This is a genomic window from Thiovibrio frasassiensis (assembly GCF_029607905.1).
Taxonomy (GTDB): Bacteria; Desulfobacterota; Desulfobulbia; order Desulfobulbales; family Desulfurivibrionaceae; genus Thiovibrio; species Thiovibrio frasassiensis.
Genome location: NZ_JAPHEH010000001.1, coordinates 662,142 through 680,502 on the forward strand (window position 1 = coordinate 662,142; position 18,361 = coordinate 680,502).

Consider the following 18,361-nt stretch of genomic DNA (forward strand, 5'->3'; position numbering starts at 1 on the left):
CGGGTTGTGCCTGGAGTAAGATTAGAAATCAAACAACTCGCCCAACAATCCCTTATGTTTTTTCTTTTTATGATAGTCGTGATCATGGTGATCATGGAATGGTTGCCGTGCCCCGCGTTCTTCCTGCCGCTGGGGTTGGGCCTGGAGGCCTGAACGCTCGATAATCTTGTCCAGTTCTCCCCGATCCAGCCAGATGCCCCGACATTCCGGGCAATAATCTATCTCCACTCCCTGCCGATCCGTCATGACCAAATCCACCTGAGTGCATACCGGGCATTTCATTGGTTCTCTCCTTTTATTTTGTTTCGTCTTCTTGCTTCTCTGTTTCCTTGCTCGAACCGGCCTCTTCTTTTTCAGCCTGGTCGCCGCCCGTGATGGCCTTGCTGATCTCGGCGGCAACATCCTGCTTTGCCTTTTCCGCCGCTTCTGTGGCCAAGTCTTTAGCCTGTTCGCAACCGCTCAGACCCATGACCGAAAAAAGCAATAACAGGGCGACGATTGTTCGGATATTTTTCATTGTGAAGCTCCTTTTTTCATTTTTTTCAGCATGAACCCTTCAGGCACCAACGCGACCCTTTTTGAGCCACAGTTTCTTTTCGATCTCTATCACCACAAAAACCACCACCCCTGCCACCACGGTCCTGCCCCAGACGGCAAGATCAATGGGGGCGCTTTGAAACAAGCGGTTCATCACCGGCAGATAGGTGTAGGCGATCTGCAGCAGGAACATGGCGACAGAGCCGCCCAGCACCCACAGATTCGAGAAAAAACCGAGCTTGAAAATAGATTTTTCCAGGGAGCGGCAGTTGAAGAGATAAAACAGCTCGACCATGACAAAGGCATTCACCGCGGCGGTGCGCGCCTCGGCAAGGGTGGCGCCGATCCTCTGCTCCCAGGCAAAGAGCCAGAAGGCGGCCCCCAGCATCAAGAAACTCACCAGGGTAATGCGGAAGATGACAATATTGCTCAAGATCGGCGCATCCGGTTGCCTGGGCGGCCGGAGCATGAGGCCCGGCTCCTTGGGCTCAAAGGCCAGGGCCAGACCAAGAAAGCCGGCAGTGGTCATGTTGATCCAGAGGATCTGCACCGGCAGGATGGGCAGGGTAACGCCGAGAAAAACAGCGGTGAGGATAACCAGCCCCTCGCCAAGATTGGTGGGCAGGGTCCAGACAATGAACTTGGTCAGGTTGTCGAACACTCCCCTCCCTTCTTCCACCGCCGCCTCGATGGAGCTGAAGTTGTCGTCGGTAAGCACCATGTCCGCAGCTTCCTTGGCCACCTCGGTGCCGGTGATGCCCATGGCCACGCCGATATCCGCCCGCTTCAAAGCCGGGGCGTCGTTGACCCCGTCGCCGGTCATGGCCACCACCTGCCCCCTGGCCTGAAGGGCCTCGACCAGACGAAGCTTCTGTTCCGGGGTCGCCCTGGCAAAAACCACGGTGTCTTCGGCCCGGTCGATAAATTCGCTGTCCGAGAGTTTTTCAAGCTCCGCACCGGTGAGGACCGGAACTCCATCTCCACGGGTTGAACCCAGGTTATAGAGTCCGACCTGCCTGGCAATAGCCGCGGCGGTAACCGGATGATCGCCGGTAATCATCTTCACCCGGATACCGGCGGTCTGACAGATCTTCACCGCTGCCACCGCTTCCGGCCGCGGCGGGTCGATCATTCCCTGCAGGCCGAGAAAAACCATGGTTGTCGGCAGATCGGCATGATGGATAACACAGGTTTCCGGAGCCATCTCCGCACGGGCCATGGCCAGCACCCGCATTCCCTTGGCAGCCATACTCTCCACCGCTGCCTGAACATCCTCAATACGCAGGGGAACCGGATTGCCCATCCGGTCAAGCTGGGTGATGCAGCGGGCCAAAACCGCCTCCACCGCCCCCTTGAGGTATACCAAGCGGGGGGCGCCAAGACCTCCATCATGCAGGGTGGCCATGTACTGGTGTTCCGATTCAAAGGGCACCGTATCCAAGCGGGGGTTAACGGTCAGCGTTTCCGGGCCGAGTCCGCCTTTTCTTGCCGCGGTCAGCAAGGCGCCCTCGGTGGGATCGCCCTGTATTTGCCACACCCCCTCTTCCTCCACAAGCTGGCTGTCGTTGCAGAGAAACCCGGCCCGCAAACATTCCCGCAGAGCCGAAGAGATCCCGGGATCGGCAGCGTTTTCCAAATTATCAATGGTGCCGACCAGGGGATTGTAGCCGGTGCCGCTCACCGTATGCGACACACCGCCGGCCACGATCTCCTGCACGGTCATCTGGTTTTCGGTGAGGGTGCCGGTTTTATCGGTGCAGATCACCGTGGTGGAGCCCAGGGTTTCCACGGCCGGAAGTTTCCGGATGATGGCCCGTTTTTTGGCCATGCGCGAAACGCCGATGGCCAGGGTGATCGTTACTGCGGCGGGCAGCCCTTCGGGGATGGCGCCAACCGCCAGGGCCACCGCGGCCATGAACATCTCGAGGAAGGGCTGTCCCCGAAGAAGACCGACCACAATAGTCAGCCCAGCCAAGCCAAGAATCACGTAGAGCAGCACATTGCTGAACTCACTGATCTTGCGGGTGAGCGGGGTGGCAAGCGCCTCGGCCGCGGAAATCAGCTTGGAGATGCGGCCGACCTCGGTGGCGTCCCCGATGGCGGTAACGATGCCCTTGCCCTGTCCATAAGTGACCAGGGTCGAGGCATAGGCCATGTTATGCCGATCGGCCAGGACCGTCTCGCGACCGTGGAGCCCGTGATCCTTGGCCACGGGGGCGGATTCGCCGGTCAGCGCCGCTTCGGCGATCTGAAGATCGCGCACCTGAAAGAGCCGCAGGTCGGCGGGAACCTTGTCGCCGCTTTGCAGGAAAACAATGTCGCCGACCACCAGTTCCGTGGCCGGGATCTGCCGCTTCTCCCCCTGCCGCATGACCGTGGCCACGGTGGTCATGGTCCGGGCCAGGGCAGCCAGGGCATTGACCGCCTTGGCTTCCTGGATGTAGCCGACAAAGGCGTTGACCAGCACCACTCCGAAAATAACCCCGGAATCCACCCATTCCCCGAGAATAGCGGTGATCAACCCGGAAGCGATAAGAATATAGATCAGGGGCTGATGGAACTGGAGGAGAAAACGGATGAGCGGGCTTTGTCCTTTTTGCGCGGTGATGGCATTGGGGCCGAACGCCTCCTGGCGGTGCTCGACCGCGAACCGGTCAAGCCCCTGCTCCCGCTCCGACTCCAACAGCTCCACCACTTCCTCAATGGGCAGGTGGTGCCAGTGCTTGGCGATCAAATCCTCAACTTTCATACACGTCTCCTTTTTACACCGGCAGTTCGACCCGGGATCTCGGGCTGGTGCCTTGATTCACTTCAGTATACTAAAAGATACCGCGGGAATATAGTTTGAACAATTAGAAAATACAGCTAGAATAGTTCGAAATAAACGAAACGGGGTGCCTGCATGGAATGGCTCAACTACCACCATCTTTTCTATTTTTGGACCGTAATGCGCGAAGGCAGCCTGACTGCGGCCAGCTCTCGCCTCAGCCTGGCGCCGTCCACGGTCAGTGCTCAACTGAGCCGCCTGGAAGAGGTCTTGGGCGGCAAACTTTTTCTGCGGGTGGGCCGCAACCTGGAGCCCACCGATCTGGGACGCCTGGTATTCCGCTATGCCGACGAAATCTTCTCCCTGGGGAGGGAGATGATGGACACCATCCGCGGCAGGCCGGTGGCCGGACCATTATCCCTCAAGACCGGAGTGGTGGACGTGCTGCCGAAACTCATTGTCCGCAAGCTGCTGGAACCGGCCCTGCAGCTCCCGGAACAGGTGAAGCTGGTGTGTCTGGAAAACAAGGAAGACGCTCTGCTCGCCGAACTGGCCATGCATACCCTGGATGTGGTGTTGAGCGATGCGCCGCTCCGGGCGGGTCTAAGCGTCAAGGCTTACAGCCACCTGCTCGGCGAATGCGGCATCACTTTTTTTGCCGTTGAGAAACTCGCAGGGAAGCTGCGGGCGGATTTCCCCCAATCGCTCCACGAGGCGCCCATGCTCCTGCCCATGGAGATGACCGCCCTCAGGGGTGCGCTGGAGCGCTGGTTTTCCACCCTCGGGATCCGGCCGACCATTGCCGGGGAATTCGACGACAATGCCCTGCTCAACGTCTTCGGCCAGGAAGGGGACGGCGTCTTTGTGGCGCCCACGGTCATTGAAGCCGAGGTGCTGCGCCAGCATCGGGTCCAGGTCGTTGGCCGGACCCAGGCGGTAAAGGAACGCTACTACGCCATTTCGGTGGAACGGATCATCAAACATCCCGCCGTAGCCGCTATTTTAGAGGCGGCCCGGCACAACCTGTTCATGATGAAGTAAGCAGCTCCCCGAACCGGGCAAGGCTTTTGCTGCGTTTGAGCTGCCGCGCCAGGTCCACCACCTCCGGGGCGTGTACATGGCAGAGCACCTCCTTCATCTTGCAGAGAATCTGGTGCTCGCCGCAGAACAACTCCCGGTAACGGCACAACAACTCCTGCAGATACTCCCGCAGCTCCGCCGCCTGATCCTCCGGGGAGGATTCGCCGGGATAGCTGCCCCGCAGACGTTCAAAAAGCAGGGGGTCGGCGATGGCGCCGCGGCCCAGCATCAGCCCGGCCGCGCCGGTCTCGGCGAGAACCCGCTGGCCGGTGGCCGCGCTGAAGATGTCGCCGTTGGCGATCACCGGCAAGGAGGTTTGCCGGACCACCCCAGCGGTGACCCCGTGATCCGCGGCCCCGCTGTAGAGCTGCTTCACGGTGCGCGGGTGGACCACGAGAAAATCGATGCCGCTGTCTGCAAAGATCTGCAGCAGGGAAAAGATCTGGGCCGGATCGTCAAAGCCGGAGCGCACCTTGACCGAAAAACTGCCCCGAATCTCGTGGCGCAAGCGGGCAAGCAGCCGGGCCAGGGGAACCGGCTCGCGCAACAGGGCGCCGCCCGCGGTCTGGCTGGTCATCCGGCCGTAAGGACAGCCGAGATTGATATTGAGATGTTCGGCACCCAGCTCCTGCACGGTATTGGCCGCGGCCAGCAATGCCTCGGTGTCGGTGCCGATGAGCTGCACCACCAGCGGCACTCCGCCGCCGGTGCTGACCACCTCCTGTCGGTCATTCTCGGTGATATTCTTCTTGGCACTCGCCTTCACCCGAACGAATTCGGTGAAGACCACATCGGGGCGGACCCGCTCGATGAACAGGGAGCGCAGAGCCCGATTGGTCACCCCCTGCATCGGCGCCAGCATCAGGGGCAGGCTTCCTACCGCCCAAGGCAGTTTGGTCTTGGCTTGTATCTCACCCATCAACAATAACCCTCACAGTATAAAAATCCACGGCTACCGGTGCATACCCTGTCCTGGGGCTGGCCGTCAAGGGAACCCTTGCCTTTCGCGCCCTGCCTCGGCTGACCTGGAGGTCAAATAAAACCGGGCCTATTCTGCGCCGATGGCGTAAAATTACTTGCAAGCTCCACAATCTACCACGCATAATAACCCCATGCTTGCCGTCGGGACACATGCCCCCAGCGCACTTGAGCAGTTATTCCCTTGGGGAACGACTTGGTACCGGCTGGCAATCATCAATTAACCCGCATTATTTACTATAAAAAGGAGCTCCCATGACCACATTTATGACTCGGATGATTCGCGCGGCAAAATTGGATGTCCATCTATATGAAGAGGTTGAGGCGGACAAAGGCGCAATGCGGCAGGCCATGGGGGTTGTGGTTATTTCCAGTGTCGCCGCAGGCGTGGGCAGCATTGGCACCATGGGGATTGGCGGAATTCTGTTCGGAACGGTTGCCGCCCTTGTCGGCTGGTATATCTGGGCCTACCTCACCTATTTTATCGGCACAAAACTCCTGCCGGAACCGCAAACCGAAGCCGATCTTGGCCAATTGCTGCGCACCACCGGTTTTTCCAGTTCCCCTGGGTTGCTGCGCATCTTAGGAATCATCCCGGGGGTGGGCTCGGTGCTCTTTGCCGCAATTTCCGTCTGGATGCTGGTGGCCATGGTGATCGCGGTCAGGCAGGCCCTTGATTACACCGGGACCTTGCGGGCCGTTGGTGTTTGCGTCATCGGCTGGATCGTTCAGACCGTAATCCTGATGGTATTGTTCTCGTTGGCGGGCGGCCCCCCAGCATTTTGATCCTTATCGTATACAGATAATCACCGACACCGGGCGAGGCACTGCCCGGAATCAAAGGAAACCATGCGGATCAATATCAGCCAGGCCCCACCGACCGATGTCGTGGAAGGCAAAAAAATCTATCTCCGGATCATCCCCATTCTTTTGGCCTTGATCCTCGGCGCCATCCTGCTGGCGCTCTTCCTCTTTGCCTTTGGCTCGAGCCAGGAAACCCTTTTGGAAAACATCGCCCTTGCCCTTTTCGTGGGGCCGGGGTTGGCGTTTTTCTTTTTTGCCGAAAAGCTCCATGGTTACAAAGCGCTTTCCGCGAAGCAGGAAAAAGAGATGGAGGAATTCCGTCGGCAGGATCCAGAAATTGCAGCCTATTGCGCCAAGGTCTCGCTGCTGGACAGGACCCTGATCAAAGCGGAATATGATGCGTGCAAAGCGCGGGCGGAAAAGGTAAAGAGGCCATAGCGCGCAGCGGAAAGCTCTGGAAGTCCCCTGCCGGACCGCGAGAAACAAGAAGTCCACCTCTTTCCACAGGATCACCCACCCATGACCCCACCGAACAAAAGCACTCCCCAAGAAGGGATGCTGGCTGCGGCCCAGCGGGAGCGGGAGCTCCGGGCACAGACCTATCGGGAAAAAGCGCTCAAGATCTACCCCTGGATCTGCGGCAGATGCGGGCGCGAATTCACCGGCAAAAAACTGCGCGACCTCACCGTCCACCACAAAGACCACAACCACGAAAACAACCCGCCCGACGGCAGCAACTGGGAGTTGTTGTGCCTCTACTGCCACGACAACGAGCATGACCGCCAGAGCGTTGCCGACGCTTATGGGGAGCTGAAGCCGGGCGAACCCCAAAAAGGCATCGCCACCTCGAATCCCTTCGCCGCACTCGGAGCCTTATTAGAAAAGAAAAAATAACTGCGCCTCTGGCCGGACCTACGATTGCGGACCGGTTTTCGCCGAGAGAATGTCTGCACCCCAGCGTATCCGCCATAGAGCAAGGGCCAACAGATCGTTGTGTTTCTGCACTACCTGCGCCATGGCAGGAGGAGAGCCATGCTCCCTGCTCCATGGCAGTGGGGACGCCACCATTCCATCAAGATCGAGCAGATAATCAGCGGTAATGGCCCGACCTTTTTCGATTCCGAGAAATTCAGGCGAAGGAGCAAGCAGGTTTTTACCAAGGGCATGGTACATGAAGCCCCTAGGCGCAGCCAATTCTATCAAGGTGGCAGCAATATCCTTGTGGGAGCCGGCAACATTGTCCGGCAGCCGTTTCCCTGCCAGAACCTTGGGCCCGTAAAGGACGAAAGGTACAGACACCCCCTCGTAAAAGCCAACCCGCCCCCCGGGATACCAACGACCAAAATGATCGCCGGTAACCGCAACGAGGAGGGAAGGAAATCTTTTCTCCATACCGCGGGCGAATGTGCCGATGCAGTGATCCGCATACCAGAGATGCCCCAGATGCTTGAGGTTTTCCTCCCCGGCAAAGCGCGCCTGCAGTTCGGCCGGGAGCTCGGGGGGCTTGAACCCCTTGGCCTGGGTGTCGACATTATACGGGGAATGATTTGATGTCGTCAGAATGATATTGAAGCTGGGAAGATCATCGCTGACAGTACGTTCCGCAAACTTGAAGATCTCTTCATCATCGACCCCCCATTCCTTTCGCTCGCCACCCAACGCCATATCCGCGCCACCATATATCTCCTCAAACCCCTGATGCTTACAAAAATCACCGATATTTTGCCAGCTCAGGTAGCCCCCGTAAAAGAATCTGGTTTTGTAGCCCAAGCGACGAAAGATCTCCGGCATCGAGGTGGGATAGGGGGTCAGCCCGGATTGCTGGTAGTTTGCCATAATCCCCGAAAATGGCATACCGGTGAGAATAGCGCCGAAAGAGCTCATGGTGCCGTTGGCGGCAGCCATGAAGGGAACCACCCGCAGCCCATCCTTGGCCAAAGCCCGCAATTCATTGGTTACCCCGAGGGGGGCAAATTGCTCCTGCAGGGGCCAAGCATCGTAACTTTCCCCGACAATAAGGAAGATGTGCCGTGGAGCCTGGCTCCCAACCCCGAGCGCATACCGTTTCAGCGCATTGTCGATATTGCCCTCCGCCTTCCCGCCTGTTGCCCTGGTCACCGCCTGCTCGATATCATTAGTGGGGAGATAGCAGTGAATATTCCCGCCCTCAATCGTCTCGAGGTGATTTTCAATGGCGTACTTCAGGGCGACAAAGGGGTTGATGGTCGCTTTATTGAGAAAGCCATCGCGGGTGATGGCTGAATCCTTAAGCTGAATCGGACGACTGCCGAAAGAGCCCCGGACACCGCCGGCCAGGAGAATGGCAACCAGGGAAAAGAAGATCCACCGACTCGGGGTCGTCCTGGTCAGGGAGGCAAGCAGATGATCCGGCAGGAGAGGTCGGGCGAGCACTTTTCTGGAGATCCTCAAACCGACAAGCAGCAACAGGATTCCGGCGCACAATTCGAGGACAACATGATACTGGGCGTAGATGGTTTTGGCGATGGCCGAGGGGTCGTCATAATACAACCCGAAAAGCCATTGATTGAACAGATCATCGTATTCCTTAAAATAACCGATGGCGATGCGGCCCAGCACCACAATGCACCCCCAGAACAGGACCCCCATGAAGAGGCGGAGCCGCTCGGTACGGTGTTCCCAATCGATAAAACCGGAGATCAAGGTCAGGGAAAAGGAGGGGACCAGGGCCAGGGTCGCCACTTTGGAGTCGAACCGGAAGCCGATCTCCAGGGATTGCCAGATGGTGTGCCAGCTGCTGTTTTCGGCGATTCGCGTTGAAAATACCGCCAGGAACAGAAGACGGTAGAGGGTAAGCAGCAGAATGCTGACCAGCCAGAAACTCCCGTCACGGGAGAGCTGGCGGGAGAAGCGAGGCCAGCTCAACTCCACTGCCCCGGCAATCCGATTTCCCTGTTCTCTGATCAGCTTGACCGCCCAAGCCGTGAATCCTCTAGACATTGCTTCCTCTTCTCTTCATTGCATACTCCCCGTGGCATATACCCGACTTCCAGCAATATGTCTATTTGTCTCGTGTATTCAAAGCGTTGCCTCGCGAACTACCCCCCCTACCCCTCTCCCAGCAGCAACCCCAGGTTGCCGGTGTGCGCCTCGGCTCCAACCCCCTTGTGGATCACCAGCTGTTTCCCCTCCCGCTGCCCGGCCTGATAGATGTCTCCATGCACCCGAGGTCCGGCGTGCTGCACGGTGCGGAGGCGGGGATAGCGACCCCGGTAGTAGCGGATCAGGCCCGGATCGGCGGCGCAGATCAGACTGCTTGCGGTATCGTTACCGCTGGTGTGCATGACCTGCCGCTCCTGGCCGGCGAGCTTTTCCCGAAACCCGTTCAACACCCCCAGCCAATAGGAATTCTTCTCTTTGCCCAAAGCCCCCGTGCTTTTCCGGTACTCCCGCCAGAGATACTCCAGCCGGTGGCGGAGAAAATGATACACATGCTCGGCCACGGCCAGATTTTCCTTGGCGCCGGTCAGCTCGATCACCCGCAGGGTTTCCCCGCTCAATGCCTCATACTGCCGGGCAATGACCACATTGACATAGAAAAAATCCTTGAGGATTGCGGCAATGAGCCGCTGGTGGGCGACGATCCGCTTCCCGCCGGGCTTGATGATCAGGTAATCATACTCAGAGGGGGTCTGGCGGTCGAGCCGCTCGAGGTTGTAACGCCGGAGGATAGCGTTGGCCTTCTCCATGGCCAGGGACGCCTCGTGGACGTTGGCGCTCTGGGCCAAGGCAAAAAGTTTTTCCACCCTGGCCAGCATCCCCCCGGAGCGCTGCTCCTCCTTGCTGAGCAAGCGCGGGATCGCCCCTTGGGCGCTGCGAAACTCCGGGTGCACCCCCAGCCGGTCGCACGCCTCCTGAAAGGCCGGGCCGTGGGGCAACTCATCCCCCCGCCCCATGTGCGCGACATACTGGTGGCTCATCTCATGCTTCAACACCTCCAGAACCACATCCCAGGAATGCTCCCGGATCAGCCAGGAGGCCAGGCTGAGGGTGTCGAGCCCCGATGACCAGGAGCCGGCCCGGCCCTGGCCCTCGCTGATCTCAAAGAGCGGAGTCGTAAGCTGCACCCGGTACAGCCAGCAGAGATGACGGTACTCCTGGGCCAGCTGCCGGCGCCAACCCTCCATGAGGAGGCTCTCTTGTTCGCTCACCCGCGCTCCCCTCTTTAGCCCTTGTACCCCGAATCCACCGGCAGATCGGCGAGCCGGGACGAGGCCACGGCCAGTTCATCGCAACGCTCGTTAAAGGGATTGCCGTTATGCCCCTTGACCCAATTGAAGGTGATGTTAAGCCCCTCGATAAGATCCAGCAGCTGACCCCAAAGATCGGGGTTGACCGCAGGCTGCCGGTCCGACTTGATCCAGCCCCGTTTCCGCCAGCTCTTGGCCCACCCCTTGCTGATCCCGTTCACCACATAGCTGGAATCGGAATAGAGGGCCACCGGCTTGTCCCGGTGCTCCAGTTCGCGCAGGGCCACGATGCAGCCCATCAGCTCCATCCGGTTATTGGTGGTCAAGCGGAAGCCGCCGGAAAGCTCCTTGCGCGCACCGTTGTAAACCTGGACGATGCCGTAGCCGCCCGGCCCGGGATTGTAGCGGGCACCGCCATCGGTGTAAATGGAGACCACCCCGTCGCGAGGGGAGGTGTCCGCGCCTGCCCCGGAACTCGACTTCAGCGCGGGCTTGCTGCTTCCCGGTCCGGATTGGCCCGAAGTGGGGTTCTTCAACCAAGCCTCGGCCTCATCCCGGGTGGCAAAACCTTTGAAGCGAGCGCCCTGAAAGCCAATGACCTGGGCTTGGGCCTTGGGCCAGTTGTCATAGATGCCAGGCACCCGGCCGGCCAAGATTGCGTAGAATTTCTTTGCTGCCATGTCTGGATTGTCCTTGTTTTTGTTGCCAAGCTGTTTCAGCAGCCAGAGAGATACACTTTATTTTTCTGTTCATTTCTTTGCTGGACTTTATGCCCTTTAGGGTACAAAGAAACGAACCAAAGAAAGGGCACCCTGTTTCTCTTGTCCCGCCTTTGGCGGGATGCCCGGAGTTTATGCCCCGGAGGGGTACTCCTCGATGCTGCCGGGGCTTTGCAAACTCGGCTTCGCCTCAAACAGTGCAAATCCCCTTTTCGGCAGCCTCTCCGGTGCTCGGCTGCGTGCCAATGGGATTTCTCTCTCCCCCCATTTGTCCTGCCGCGCCTCGCAGGCGGGGGCGGAAAAGACGCTAAAACTGTTTGAGGGCGAAGCCCGAGTTTTTTAGCGTCCCGCCCTCGGCGAGAAGTAAGGGAAGCCCGCAGGGCCAGGACTGGCTGGGGTGCCTTTTTCTTGTTTCTTCTTTTGGGCACGCAAAAGAAGAAAAAGCTCCCCTCTTGCCCCATTCCCCAATTTCAACTATGTTGCCCAAGCAAGAATACACCATCGCGACAAAGCCGAAAACAGCGATGATCTTATCCCCCTCGCATCCAGGTGAAAAAAATGAAACTCTTTGTCACGCCCAAAGGCGACCGCTGGCTCTGTTCCGAATGTGAAGAGGATTTCAGGGAGACCATCACCGAAGAAGGGTGGCGGGTGGCCTTTACCAAGATCGACCCCATGCTCCGCTGTTCCGAATGCAAACATGGCGACATCGAAATCTTTGATTAGTCCCGCGATCATTGAAAAAATTCAAGAAGATATACCTTGAGATCACCAACCGCTGCAATCTTTCCTGCAGCTTTTGCCACCAGAGCGAGCGGGCCAAAGGTTTCATCCGGGTGGAGAATTTCCGCGCCATCCTCCGCAACATCGAGGGTCACACCGACCATCTTGCCCTGCATGTGCTGGGCGAGCCCCTGTTGCACCCGGAACTCGGCGAGATCCTCGCCCTCTGCCGAGAATACAACTTCAAGGTCAACCTGACCACCAACGGCACCCTGCTCCCCCAGCGTCAAGAGCTGCTGCTGACCAGCCCGGCCCTGCGCCAGATCAACATCTCCCTGCACAGCTTCAGCGAACAGGAGACCCATCCCCCATTGGCCGCTTATCTCGCCGGGATCTTCGGTTTCCTCCGGGAGGCGGCTGCCACCGATTTATTGATCAGTCTGCGGTTCTGGAATCTGCCGGCAATGGAGACCAATCTTCCGTCCGCCAACGACCCCATCCTCAAAGCGCTTGAATCCTTTTTCGGGCTGCCCGAGCCGCTGGCCACCAGACTCACCCCCGGCCACGGCATCACCCTGGCGCCAAAAGTTTTCCTGAGCCAAAACCCTCGCTTCACCTGGCCCCATGGACCCGCCCCGGACCTGGGCGACAAGGGAACCTGCCGGGGCCTGCGGGATCATGTCGCCATCCTGGTGGACGGCACCGTGGTCCCCTGCTGTCTCGATGCTGAGGCGGATATTGCCCTGGGCAACATCCACGAACAATCCCTGCCCGAGATCATCAACTCCCCGCGCGCCGAGGCCATGCGCACCGGCTTTAGCCAACGCCGCCTTACTGAGCCCCTCTGCCGCCGCTGCACCTTCCGCCAAATATTCTAGCTCATCCTCACAACTCCCTAATCTGACTTGCAAACATTAAAACCCAAAACTTTTCGTCTTATAGCCGTTAATCCCATTGACCCGCAGCCGAGCACCGGAGAGGCTGCCGAAAAAGGGCTTTGCACTGTTTGAGCGAAGCGAGTTTGCAAAGCCCCGGCAGCATCGAGAAGTCCCCGCAGGGGATAAACTCCGGGCATCCCGCCAAAGGCGGGACAAGAGACACAGGGTGCCCTTTCTTTGGTTCGTTTCTTTGGGCACGCAAAGAAATGAACAGAAGAAAGACTATCTTCCTCTTGTTGCTGAATGTTGTTTGCACCCAGATCAACTCTTCCCCGCCAGCTGACCGCAGGCCGCAGAGATATCTCCGCCCCGACTCTGCCGGATAAAGGTGTTAAACCCCGCTTCGCGCAGCACCTTCTGAAAGGCAAGGGTCTGCGCCGCATCCGGGCAGGCAAACTCCGTTTCCCCGGAGCCGTTGTAGGGCAGCAGGTTGATCCGGCTGGGGATACCCTGCAGCTTTTCCGCCAGCAGATGCGCATCAGCCAACGAATCGTTGATCCCCTTGAGCATGATGTACTCGAAAAGAATCACCTTTTTTTTCCCCAGCGGATACCTGCGGCAGGCAGCGAGCAGCGCTTCCAAGCCATAGGTTGTGTTCACCGGCATCAGGCGGCTGCGGACCGCATCATCGGCGGCGTGCAGCGACACGGCGAGATTGACCCGGATGTCCCGCCCCAAATCGTCCATCCTCGGCACGATGCCGCAGGTGGAAACAGTGATCCGCCGTTCGGAAAAGCCGAGGCCATGGTCATCCATGAGGATCGTCAGCGCAGCCAGGAGAGTGTCATAATTGGCCAGGGGTTCGCCCATGCCCATGAAAACCAGGTTGTTGAGCAGCTCCCGCGGCGTGGCCCGCTGAATCCCGTTTTCGACCATATGGGCCATCACCGCCAGGACCTGGCCCACGATCTCGGCGGGGCGCAGATTGCGGACAAAGCCCTGTCCCCCGGTGAGGCAAAAGCGGCAGCCCATGGCGCAGCCCGCCTGGGAGGAGATGCACAGGGTATGGCGACCGTCTTCTGGGATAAGCACACTCTCGATCACTGCGCCGTCCGCGAGGCGGAAGGCGAATTTCTCGGTGCCGTCCGCCGATTTTTCCACCGTCGCGGGTTCAAGACTGCTCATGCTGGCGTGTTTTGCCAGCAGCTCCGTCACCTCCCGGCTGATGCCGAGTTGGGCAAAATCGCGCACCCCGGGGTGGTACAGCCGGGTAAAGATCTGTCGCGCCCGCTTGGCAGGCAACCCCAGGGAGACGACATAATCGCGCAACCGGTCCGGGGTAAGATCGCGCAGGTCGGTCTGGCCGCCCTTGGCCGAGACTGTTTCCACCCCGCCCTCCATCGCTTGTTTTGGCTGCATCTTCATCCACCCTCTGTAACACATTTCCGCCCCTGTTTCAAAGGATAGCCGAAGGGAAGCCGGCCCCAAAAACCCCTTGACGCGGCAAGATAAATAAATCAAATATACATTTAACTTATTACGCAAAGGAAACACCCCGTGAGAAAACTACGAAGCGACGGCCAGGAAACCCGCCAGAACCTGCTGGCGGCCGCAGGCAGGATCTTTGCCGCCAAAGGCTTTCGCGATACCACCATCGCCGAGATCTGCCAGCAGGCAGGGGCCAACACCGCCGCGATCAGCTACCATTTCGGCAGCAAGGAAGCCCTCTATGCGGAGAGCTGGCGCTATGCCTTCACCGAGTCGCTGAACCTCTATCCCCCCGATGGCAGCATTCCGCCGGACGCCCCCCCGGAAAAACGCCTGCGGGGCCGGATTCTCGCGATCATGCGGCGGATCGTGGACCCGCAAAGCCATGATTTCGACATCTTCCACAAGGAAATGGCAAACCCCACCGGCCTGTTGGCCCAGGCCATGCAGGAGTCGGTGGAACAGATTTTCAAGGGCCTCAGTCTTCTGGTGGGAGAATTGCTCGGAAAGGAGCCCCACGAATCCGAGGTGCAGCTCTGCGCCATGAGTATCCGGGCCCAGTGTTTCGGCCCGTTGCTTCTCGCCCGCCGCCGCAAGGCGGATCAAGGCCTCTTCACCACCGGCGTTGAACCCCTGCTCGATGATGTGGAGCAGTTGGCCGATCATGTCACCCGCTTCAGCCTGGCGGGCATCCGTGCACTTCACCCCCTACACCATCAACAGTCTCTCGTCGAGGTTGACTCATGAAACACCCGGCCAAGAAAGCCCTGATCATTCTGATCGCCGCACTGCTTCTCGGCAGCCTCGCCACCTGGCAGCTGACCCGCAGCAAGGCGAAGAATGGCGCCGGTTACCGGACCGCCGAACTGACCCGCGGGGATCTGCTGGTGACCATCAGCGCCACCGGCACCGTGGAGCCGGAGGAGGTCATCGACGTCGGCGCCCAGGTGGCCGGACGGATCGTTTCCTTCGGCAAGGATGCCCACGATAAAACCGTGGATTACGGCTCACTGGTCGAGGCGGGCACGGTGCTGGCCCGGATCGACGACTCGCTCTACGCGGCGGACGTGACCCAGGCCGAGGCCCAGCTCATGTCGAACAAGGCCGGCTTGCAAAAGGCCAAGGCCGACTTGAACCAGGCGGAGCTGAACTGGAAACGGGCCCAACTCCTCGGCTCCTCCCAGGCCCTGTCGCAATCGGCCTACGAATCCTACGAATCGGCGCATACAACCGCGCTGGCCCAGGTGGCGGTGAGCGAGGCCTCCATCCGCCAAGGGGAGGCGGCCCTGGCCCGCGCCCGGCGCAACCTGGGGTACTGCACCATCACCTCGCCGGTCAAGGGCATCATCATCGACCGCAGGGTCAACACCGGCCAGACCGTGGTGGCGAGCCTCAATGCCCCGAGCCTCTTCCTGCTGGCCAAGGATCTTACCCGCATCCAGGTCTGGGTAGCGGTGAACGAGGCGGATATCGGCAGAATCCAACCCGGCCAGCCGGTGACCTTTACGGTGGATGCCTTTCCCAACGAAACCTTCACAGGCGAGGTGGGCAAGATCCGACTCAACGCCTCCATGACCCAGAACGTAGTGACCTACACGGTGGAGATCACCACCGACAACACGGATGGCCGCTTGCTGCCCTATCTCACCGCCAACGTGCTCTTTCAGCTGCAGCAGGTGCGCGACGTCCTGCAGGCGCCCAATGCGGCCCTGCGCTGGAGCCCGCCCGCCTGGGAAGGCGAGGCAGAACCCGGCAAGAAAAAAAGCGGGATAAAAGAAAGCAAAAAAGCATCCTCCGCCCCAGAACCGGGCAAGAAAAGCGGCAGCCTCTGGGTGCTGGACAAGGACCGGAAGCCACGCCGGATCGCGGTCCTGACCGGAGCCAGCGACGGCACCAACACCGTGGTGGAGAGCATGGAGCTGCGCGAGGGGATGCAGGTCATCACCGGGATACGCATCTCCGAAACGGAAAAGAGCGCGGGGGGCAGCCCTTTCACCCCGCAGTTCGCCCGCGGCAACAAGGCCAAGGCAGAGAAGTAGAGCAGCCATGAACCTCATCGAACTGCACGGTATCGAAAAAACCTACCAGATGGGCGACATCTCCGTGCCCGTGCTGAAGGGCATCTCCCTTTCCATCCGGCAAGGAGAGCTGGTCGCGCTCACCGGCTCGTCCGGCTCCGGGAAATCCACGCTGATGAACATCCTCGGCTGCCTGGACCGGCCCAGCGCAGGCGAATACTGGCTGGACGGCCAGGAGACCTCCACCCTCTCCACCGATGAGCGGGCCCTGCTCCGCAACCGCAAGCTGGGCTTCGTCTTCCAGAGCTTCAATCTCCTGGCCCGAACCAGCGCCATCGAGAATGTGGCCATGCCGCTCACCTATGCCGCCGAACCCTTGAGCGAACGCGAAGCCAGGGAGCGGGCCGCCGAGATGCTTAACCGGGTTGGCTTGGGTGACCGGCTGGACCATCATCCCTCGCAGCTTTCCGGCGGCCAGCAGCAGCGGGTGGCCATCGCCCGGGCCCTGATCAACCGCCCGCCGGTGCTTTTTGCCGACGAACCCACCGGCAACCTGGATTCCAAGACCAGCGAAGAGGTGCTCAAGATGTTCGAGCGGCTCAACAGCGAAGACAAGATCACCATCATCATGGTAACCCACGACCCAAAGGTAGCCGGACACGCCAAACGGATGATCCGCATGGAAGACGGGGTGATCCGAAACGATGCCCCCCCGGGAGGCAGGCCATGATGGTCTACACCACCGCCCGCACCGCCTTCCGCGCCCTGCGCCGCAATCCCTTGCGGGCCATGCTCACCACCCTGGGCATTGTCATCGGCGTGGGCGCGGTCATCGCCATGATGGAGATCGGGGCCGGGGCCTCGGCGGCGCTGAAAAAAACCATCGCCAGCATGGGGGCCAATGTCCTGGTAATCCGACCCGGCACCGCCTCGAGCGGCGGAGTCTCCTTCGGCGCCGGCTCCACCACCACCCTGACTCCGGAAGACAGCCTCGCTATCCTGCGGGAATGCCCGGCGGTACGCAACGCCACCCCCATGGTCCGGGCCCGGACCCAGGTGGTCTACGGCAACCGCAACTGGGTGCCCAACGCCATCTACGGCACCACCCCGGCCTATCTCGATGTCCAGGACTGGTCCATTCTCGCCGAGGGCGAGCCCTTCAGCGACCGGGATGTCTTAAACGGCAACCGGGTCTGCATCCTGGGCAAAAGCCTGGTCCGGGAGCTCTTCGAGGGCGAGTCGGCGGTGGGCAAGGAGATCCGGATCAAGAACATCGCCTTTCGGGTGATCGGGGTGCTCACCCCCAAAGGCGCCAACATGATGGGTTTTGACCAGGACGATGTCATCCTCGCCCCCTGGACCACCATCAAGTACCGGGTTACCGGCGCCAGCCTCTCGACCGCCAACCAGAGCACCGCCACCGCCGCCGATTCGGTGAACACCCTCTCCAATCTCTACCCCACGGCCCAGCGCAGCCTCTACCCGGAACGCTCCGCCGTCCAGCAAGCCAACAATCCCATGCCGGTGCGCTTCGCCAATATCGACCAGATCATGGCCGCGGCCAACAGCTCGGCGGAGATTCCCTTGGCCATCGAACAGATCGCCGGGGTCCTCCGAGAACGGCACCGCATCCGCAACGGCGAGCCGGACGATTTCAACATCCGCGACATGGCCGAGCTCACCAAAACCCTCTCCACCACCACCAGCCTGATGACCAACCTGCTGCTGGCGGTGGCCATGATCTCCCTGGTCGTGGGCGGGGTGGGAATCATGAACATCATGCTCGTTTCGGTTACCGAACGCACCCGGGAGATCGGGCTGCGCATGGCGGTCGGCGCCCGGGGCAAAGACATCCTCCGCCAGTTTTTGGTGGAAGCGGTGGTCCTCTGCCTCACCGGCGGGGCCATGGGCATCGTCCTCGGCCACGGCGGCTCCCTGCTGGTCAAGCTCCTGCTCAAGTGGCCGGTGGAGACCTCGCCCGCGGCCATCGCTACGGCGGTACTGGTTTCCGCCGGGGTGGGGATCATCTTCGGCTTTTATCCGGCCTGGAAGGCCTCCCGCCTTGATCCCATCGAAGCGCTCCGTTATGAATAAAAATGCCAGGGCCGGCTTTTCGGCCCATCTTATTAAGGAGTAACCC

At 60.0% G+C, this 18,361-nt stretch carries 18 protein-coding genes; 10 read left to right on the forward strand and 8 right to left on the reverse strand.

The genetic code is table 11. The features are described 5' to 3' along the window. Window positions 1-21: 21 nt before the first annotated feature. From OLX77_RS03110 to OLX77_RS03120, 3 genes are read right to left on the reverse strand one after another with little or no spacing between them, the layout of a single operon-like run. The gene (locus tag OLX77_RS03110; RefSeq protein ID WP_307632124.1) at window positions 22-282 is read right to left on the reverse strand and encodes a TFIIB-type zinc ribbon-containing protein; all 261 of its coding nucleotides are present in this window, start codon (window positions 280-282) and stop codon (window positions 22-24) included. Window positions 283-295: 13 nt separating this feature from the next. Further along, complete coding sequence (locus OLX77_RS03115) at window positions 296-517, reverse strand: hypothetical protein (RefSeq protein ID WP_307632125.1); 222 nt, start codon at window positions 515-517, stop codon at window positions 296-298. Window positions 518-556: 39 nt separating this feature from the next. Continuing rightward, window positions 557-3,286, reverse strand: a complete 2,730-nt coding sequence (locus OLX77_RS03120) for a cation-transporting P-type ATPase (protein WP_307632126.1) — start codon at window positions 3,284-3,286, stop codon at window positions 557-559. A gap of 153 nt (window positions 3,287-3,439) precedes the next feature. Here OLX77_RS03120 and nhaR point away from each other — a divergent pair, with 153 nt between their 5' ends. Further along, on the forward strand, window positions 3,440-4,345 hold the full coding sequence (nhaR, locus tag OLX77_RS03125) for a transcriptional activator NhaR (protein WP_307632127.1): 906 nt from the start codon (window positions 3,440-3,442) through the stop codon (window positions 4,343-4,345). Here the strand turns inward: nhaR and OLX77_RS03130 are convergent. Beyond that, a complete protein-coding gene (locus tag OLX77_RS03130) occupies window positions 4,332-5,303 on the reverse strand; it encodes a tRNA dihydrouridine synthase (RefSeq protein WP_307632128.1) in 972 nt (323 codons plus the stop codon). The genes nhaR and OLX77_RS03130 overlap by 14 nt on opposite strands. A gap of 314 nt (window positions 5,304-5,617) precedes the next feature. On the opposite strand from OLX77_RS03130, the gene OLX77_RS03135 reads away from it, so the two are divergent. The 3 genes from OLX77_RS03135 to OLX77_RS03145 all read left to right on the forward strand — a co-directional run bounded on the left by OLX77_RS03135 (window position 5,618) and on the right by OLX77_RS03145 (window position 7,060). Next, window positions 5,618-6,148, forward strand: a complete 531-nt coding sequence (locus OLX77_RS03135) for a hypothetical protein (protein ID WP_307632129.1) — start codon at window positions 5,618-5,620, stop codon at window positions 6,146-6,148. A gap of 63 nt (window positions 6,149-6,211) precedes the next feature. Beyond that, window positions 6,212-6,604 carry a hypothetical protein gene (locus OLX77_RS03140; protein ID WP_307632130.1) on the forward strand — a complete coding sequence of 131 codons (393 nt, stop codon included), beginning with the start codon at window positions 6,212-6,214 and terminating at the stop codon, window positions 6,602-6,604. Between the two features lie 81 nt (window positions 6,605-6,685). After that, complete coding sequence (locus tag OLX77_RS03145; RefSeq protein ID WP_371877453.1) at window positions 6,686-7,060, forward strand: YajD family HNH nuclease; 375 nt, start codon at window positions 6,686-6,688, stop codon at window positions 7,058-7,060. Window positions 7,061-7,078: 18 nt separating this feature from the next. Here OLX77_RS03145 and OLX77_RS03150 read toward each other — a convergent pair whose 3' ends face one another. The 3 genes from OLX77_RS03150 to rnhA form a co-directional block, all read right to left on the reverse strand. After that, a complete protein-coding gene (locus OLX77_RS03150; RefSeq protein WP_307632131.1) occupies window positions 7,079-9,145 on the reverse strand; it encodes an LTA synthase family protein in 2,067 nt (688 codons plus the stop codon). Between the two features lie 107 nt (window positions 9,146-9,252). After that, window positions 9,253-10,356, reverse strand: a complete 1,104-nt coding sequence (locus tag OLX77_RS03155) for a SprT-like domain-containing protein (RefSeq protein ID WP_307632132.1) — start codon at window positions 10,354-10,356, stop codon at window positions 9,253-9,255. Window positions 10,357-10,370: 14 nt separating this feature from the next. Then, window positions 10,371-11,075, reverse strand: a complete 705-nt coding sequence (rnhA, locus tag OLX77_RS03160) for a ribonuclease HI (protein WP_307632133.1) — start codon at window positions 11,073-11,075, stop codon at window positions 10,371-10,373. A 597-nt stretch (window positions 11,076-11,672) separates the two neighbouring features. Between rnhA and OLX77_RS03165 the strand changes: the two genes are divergently transcribed. Then, the gene (locus OLX77_RS03165; protein WP_307632134.1) at window positions 11,673-11,840 is read left to right on the forward strand and encodes a hypothetical protein; all 168 of its coding nucleotides are present in this window, start codon (window positions 11,673-11,675) and stop codon (window positions 11,838-11,840) included. Between the two features lie 11 nt (window positions 11,841-11,851). Further along, entirely contained in the window at window positions 11,852-12,715 is an 864-nt protein-coding gene (locus OLX77_RS03170; RefSeq protein ID WP_307632135.1) for a radical SAM/SPASM domain-containing protein, read from the forward strand. 321 nt (window positions 12,716-13,036) lie between these two features. Here OLX77_RS03170 and rlmN read toward each other — a convergent pair whose 3' ends face one another. Next, the gene (gene rlmN / locus OLX77_RS03175) at window positions 13,037-14,134 is read right to left on the reverse strand and encodes a dual-specificity RNA methyltransferase RlmN (protein WP_307632136.1); all 1,098 of its coding nucleotides are present in this window, start codon (window positions 14,132-14,134) and stop codon (window positions 13,037-13,039) included. Between the two features lie 138 nt (window positions 14,135-14,272). Between rlmN and OLX77_RS03180 the strand changes: the two genes are divergently transcribed. Genes OLX77_RS03180 through OLX77_RS03195 form a run of 4 tightly spaced genes read left to right on the forward strand, consistent with a single transcriptional unit; the run spans window position 14,273 to window position 18,315 of the window. Continuing rightward, window positions 14,273-14,950: a TetR/AcrR family transcriptional regulator gene (locus OLX77_RS03180; RefSeq protein ID WP_307632137.1), complete on the forward strand. Its 678-nt coding sequence runs from the start codon at window positions 14,273-14,275 to the stop codon at window positions 14,948-14,950. Continuing rightward, window positions 14,947-16,242: an efflux RND transporter periplasmic adaptor subunit gene (locus tag OLX77_RS03185; protein ID WP_307632138.1), complete on the forward strand. Its 1,296-nt coding sequence runs from the start codon at window positions 14,947-14,949 to the stop codon at window positions 16,240-16,242. Before OLX77_RS03180 ends, OLX77_RS03185 begins: the two co-directional genes overlap by 4 nt. A gap of 7 nt (window positions 16,243-16,249) precedes the next feature. Further along, window positions 16,250-16,951: an ABC transporter ATP-binding protein gene (locus OLX77_RS03190; protein ID WP_307632139.1), complete on the forward strand. Its 702-nt coding sequence runs from the start codon at window positions 16,250-16,252 to the stop codon at window positions 16,949-16,951. Then, a complete protein-coding gene (locus OLX77_RS03195) occupies window positions 16,948-18,315 on the forward strand; it encodes an ABC transporter permease (protein WP_307632140.1) in 1,368 nt (455 codons plus the stop codon). Before OLX77_RS03190 ends, OLX77_RS03195 begins: the two co-directional genes overlap by 4 nt. Window positions 18,316-18,361: the final 46 nt, after the last annotated feature.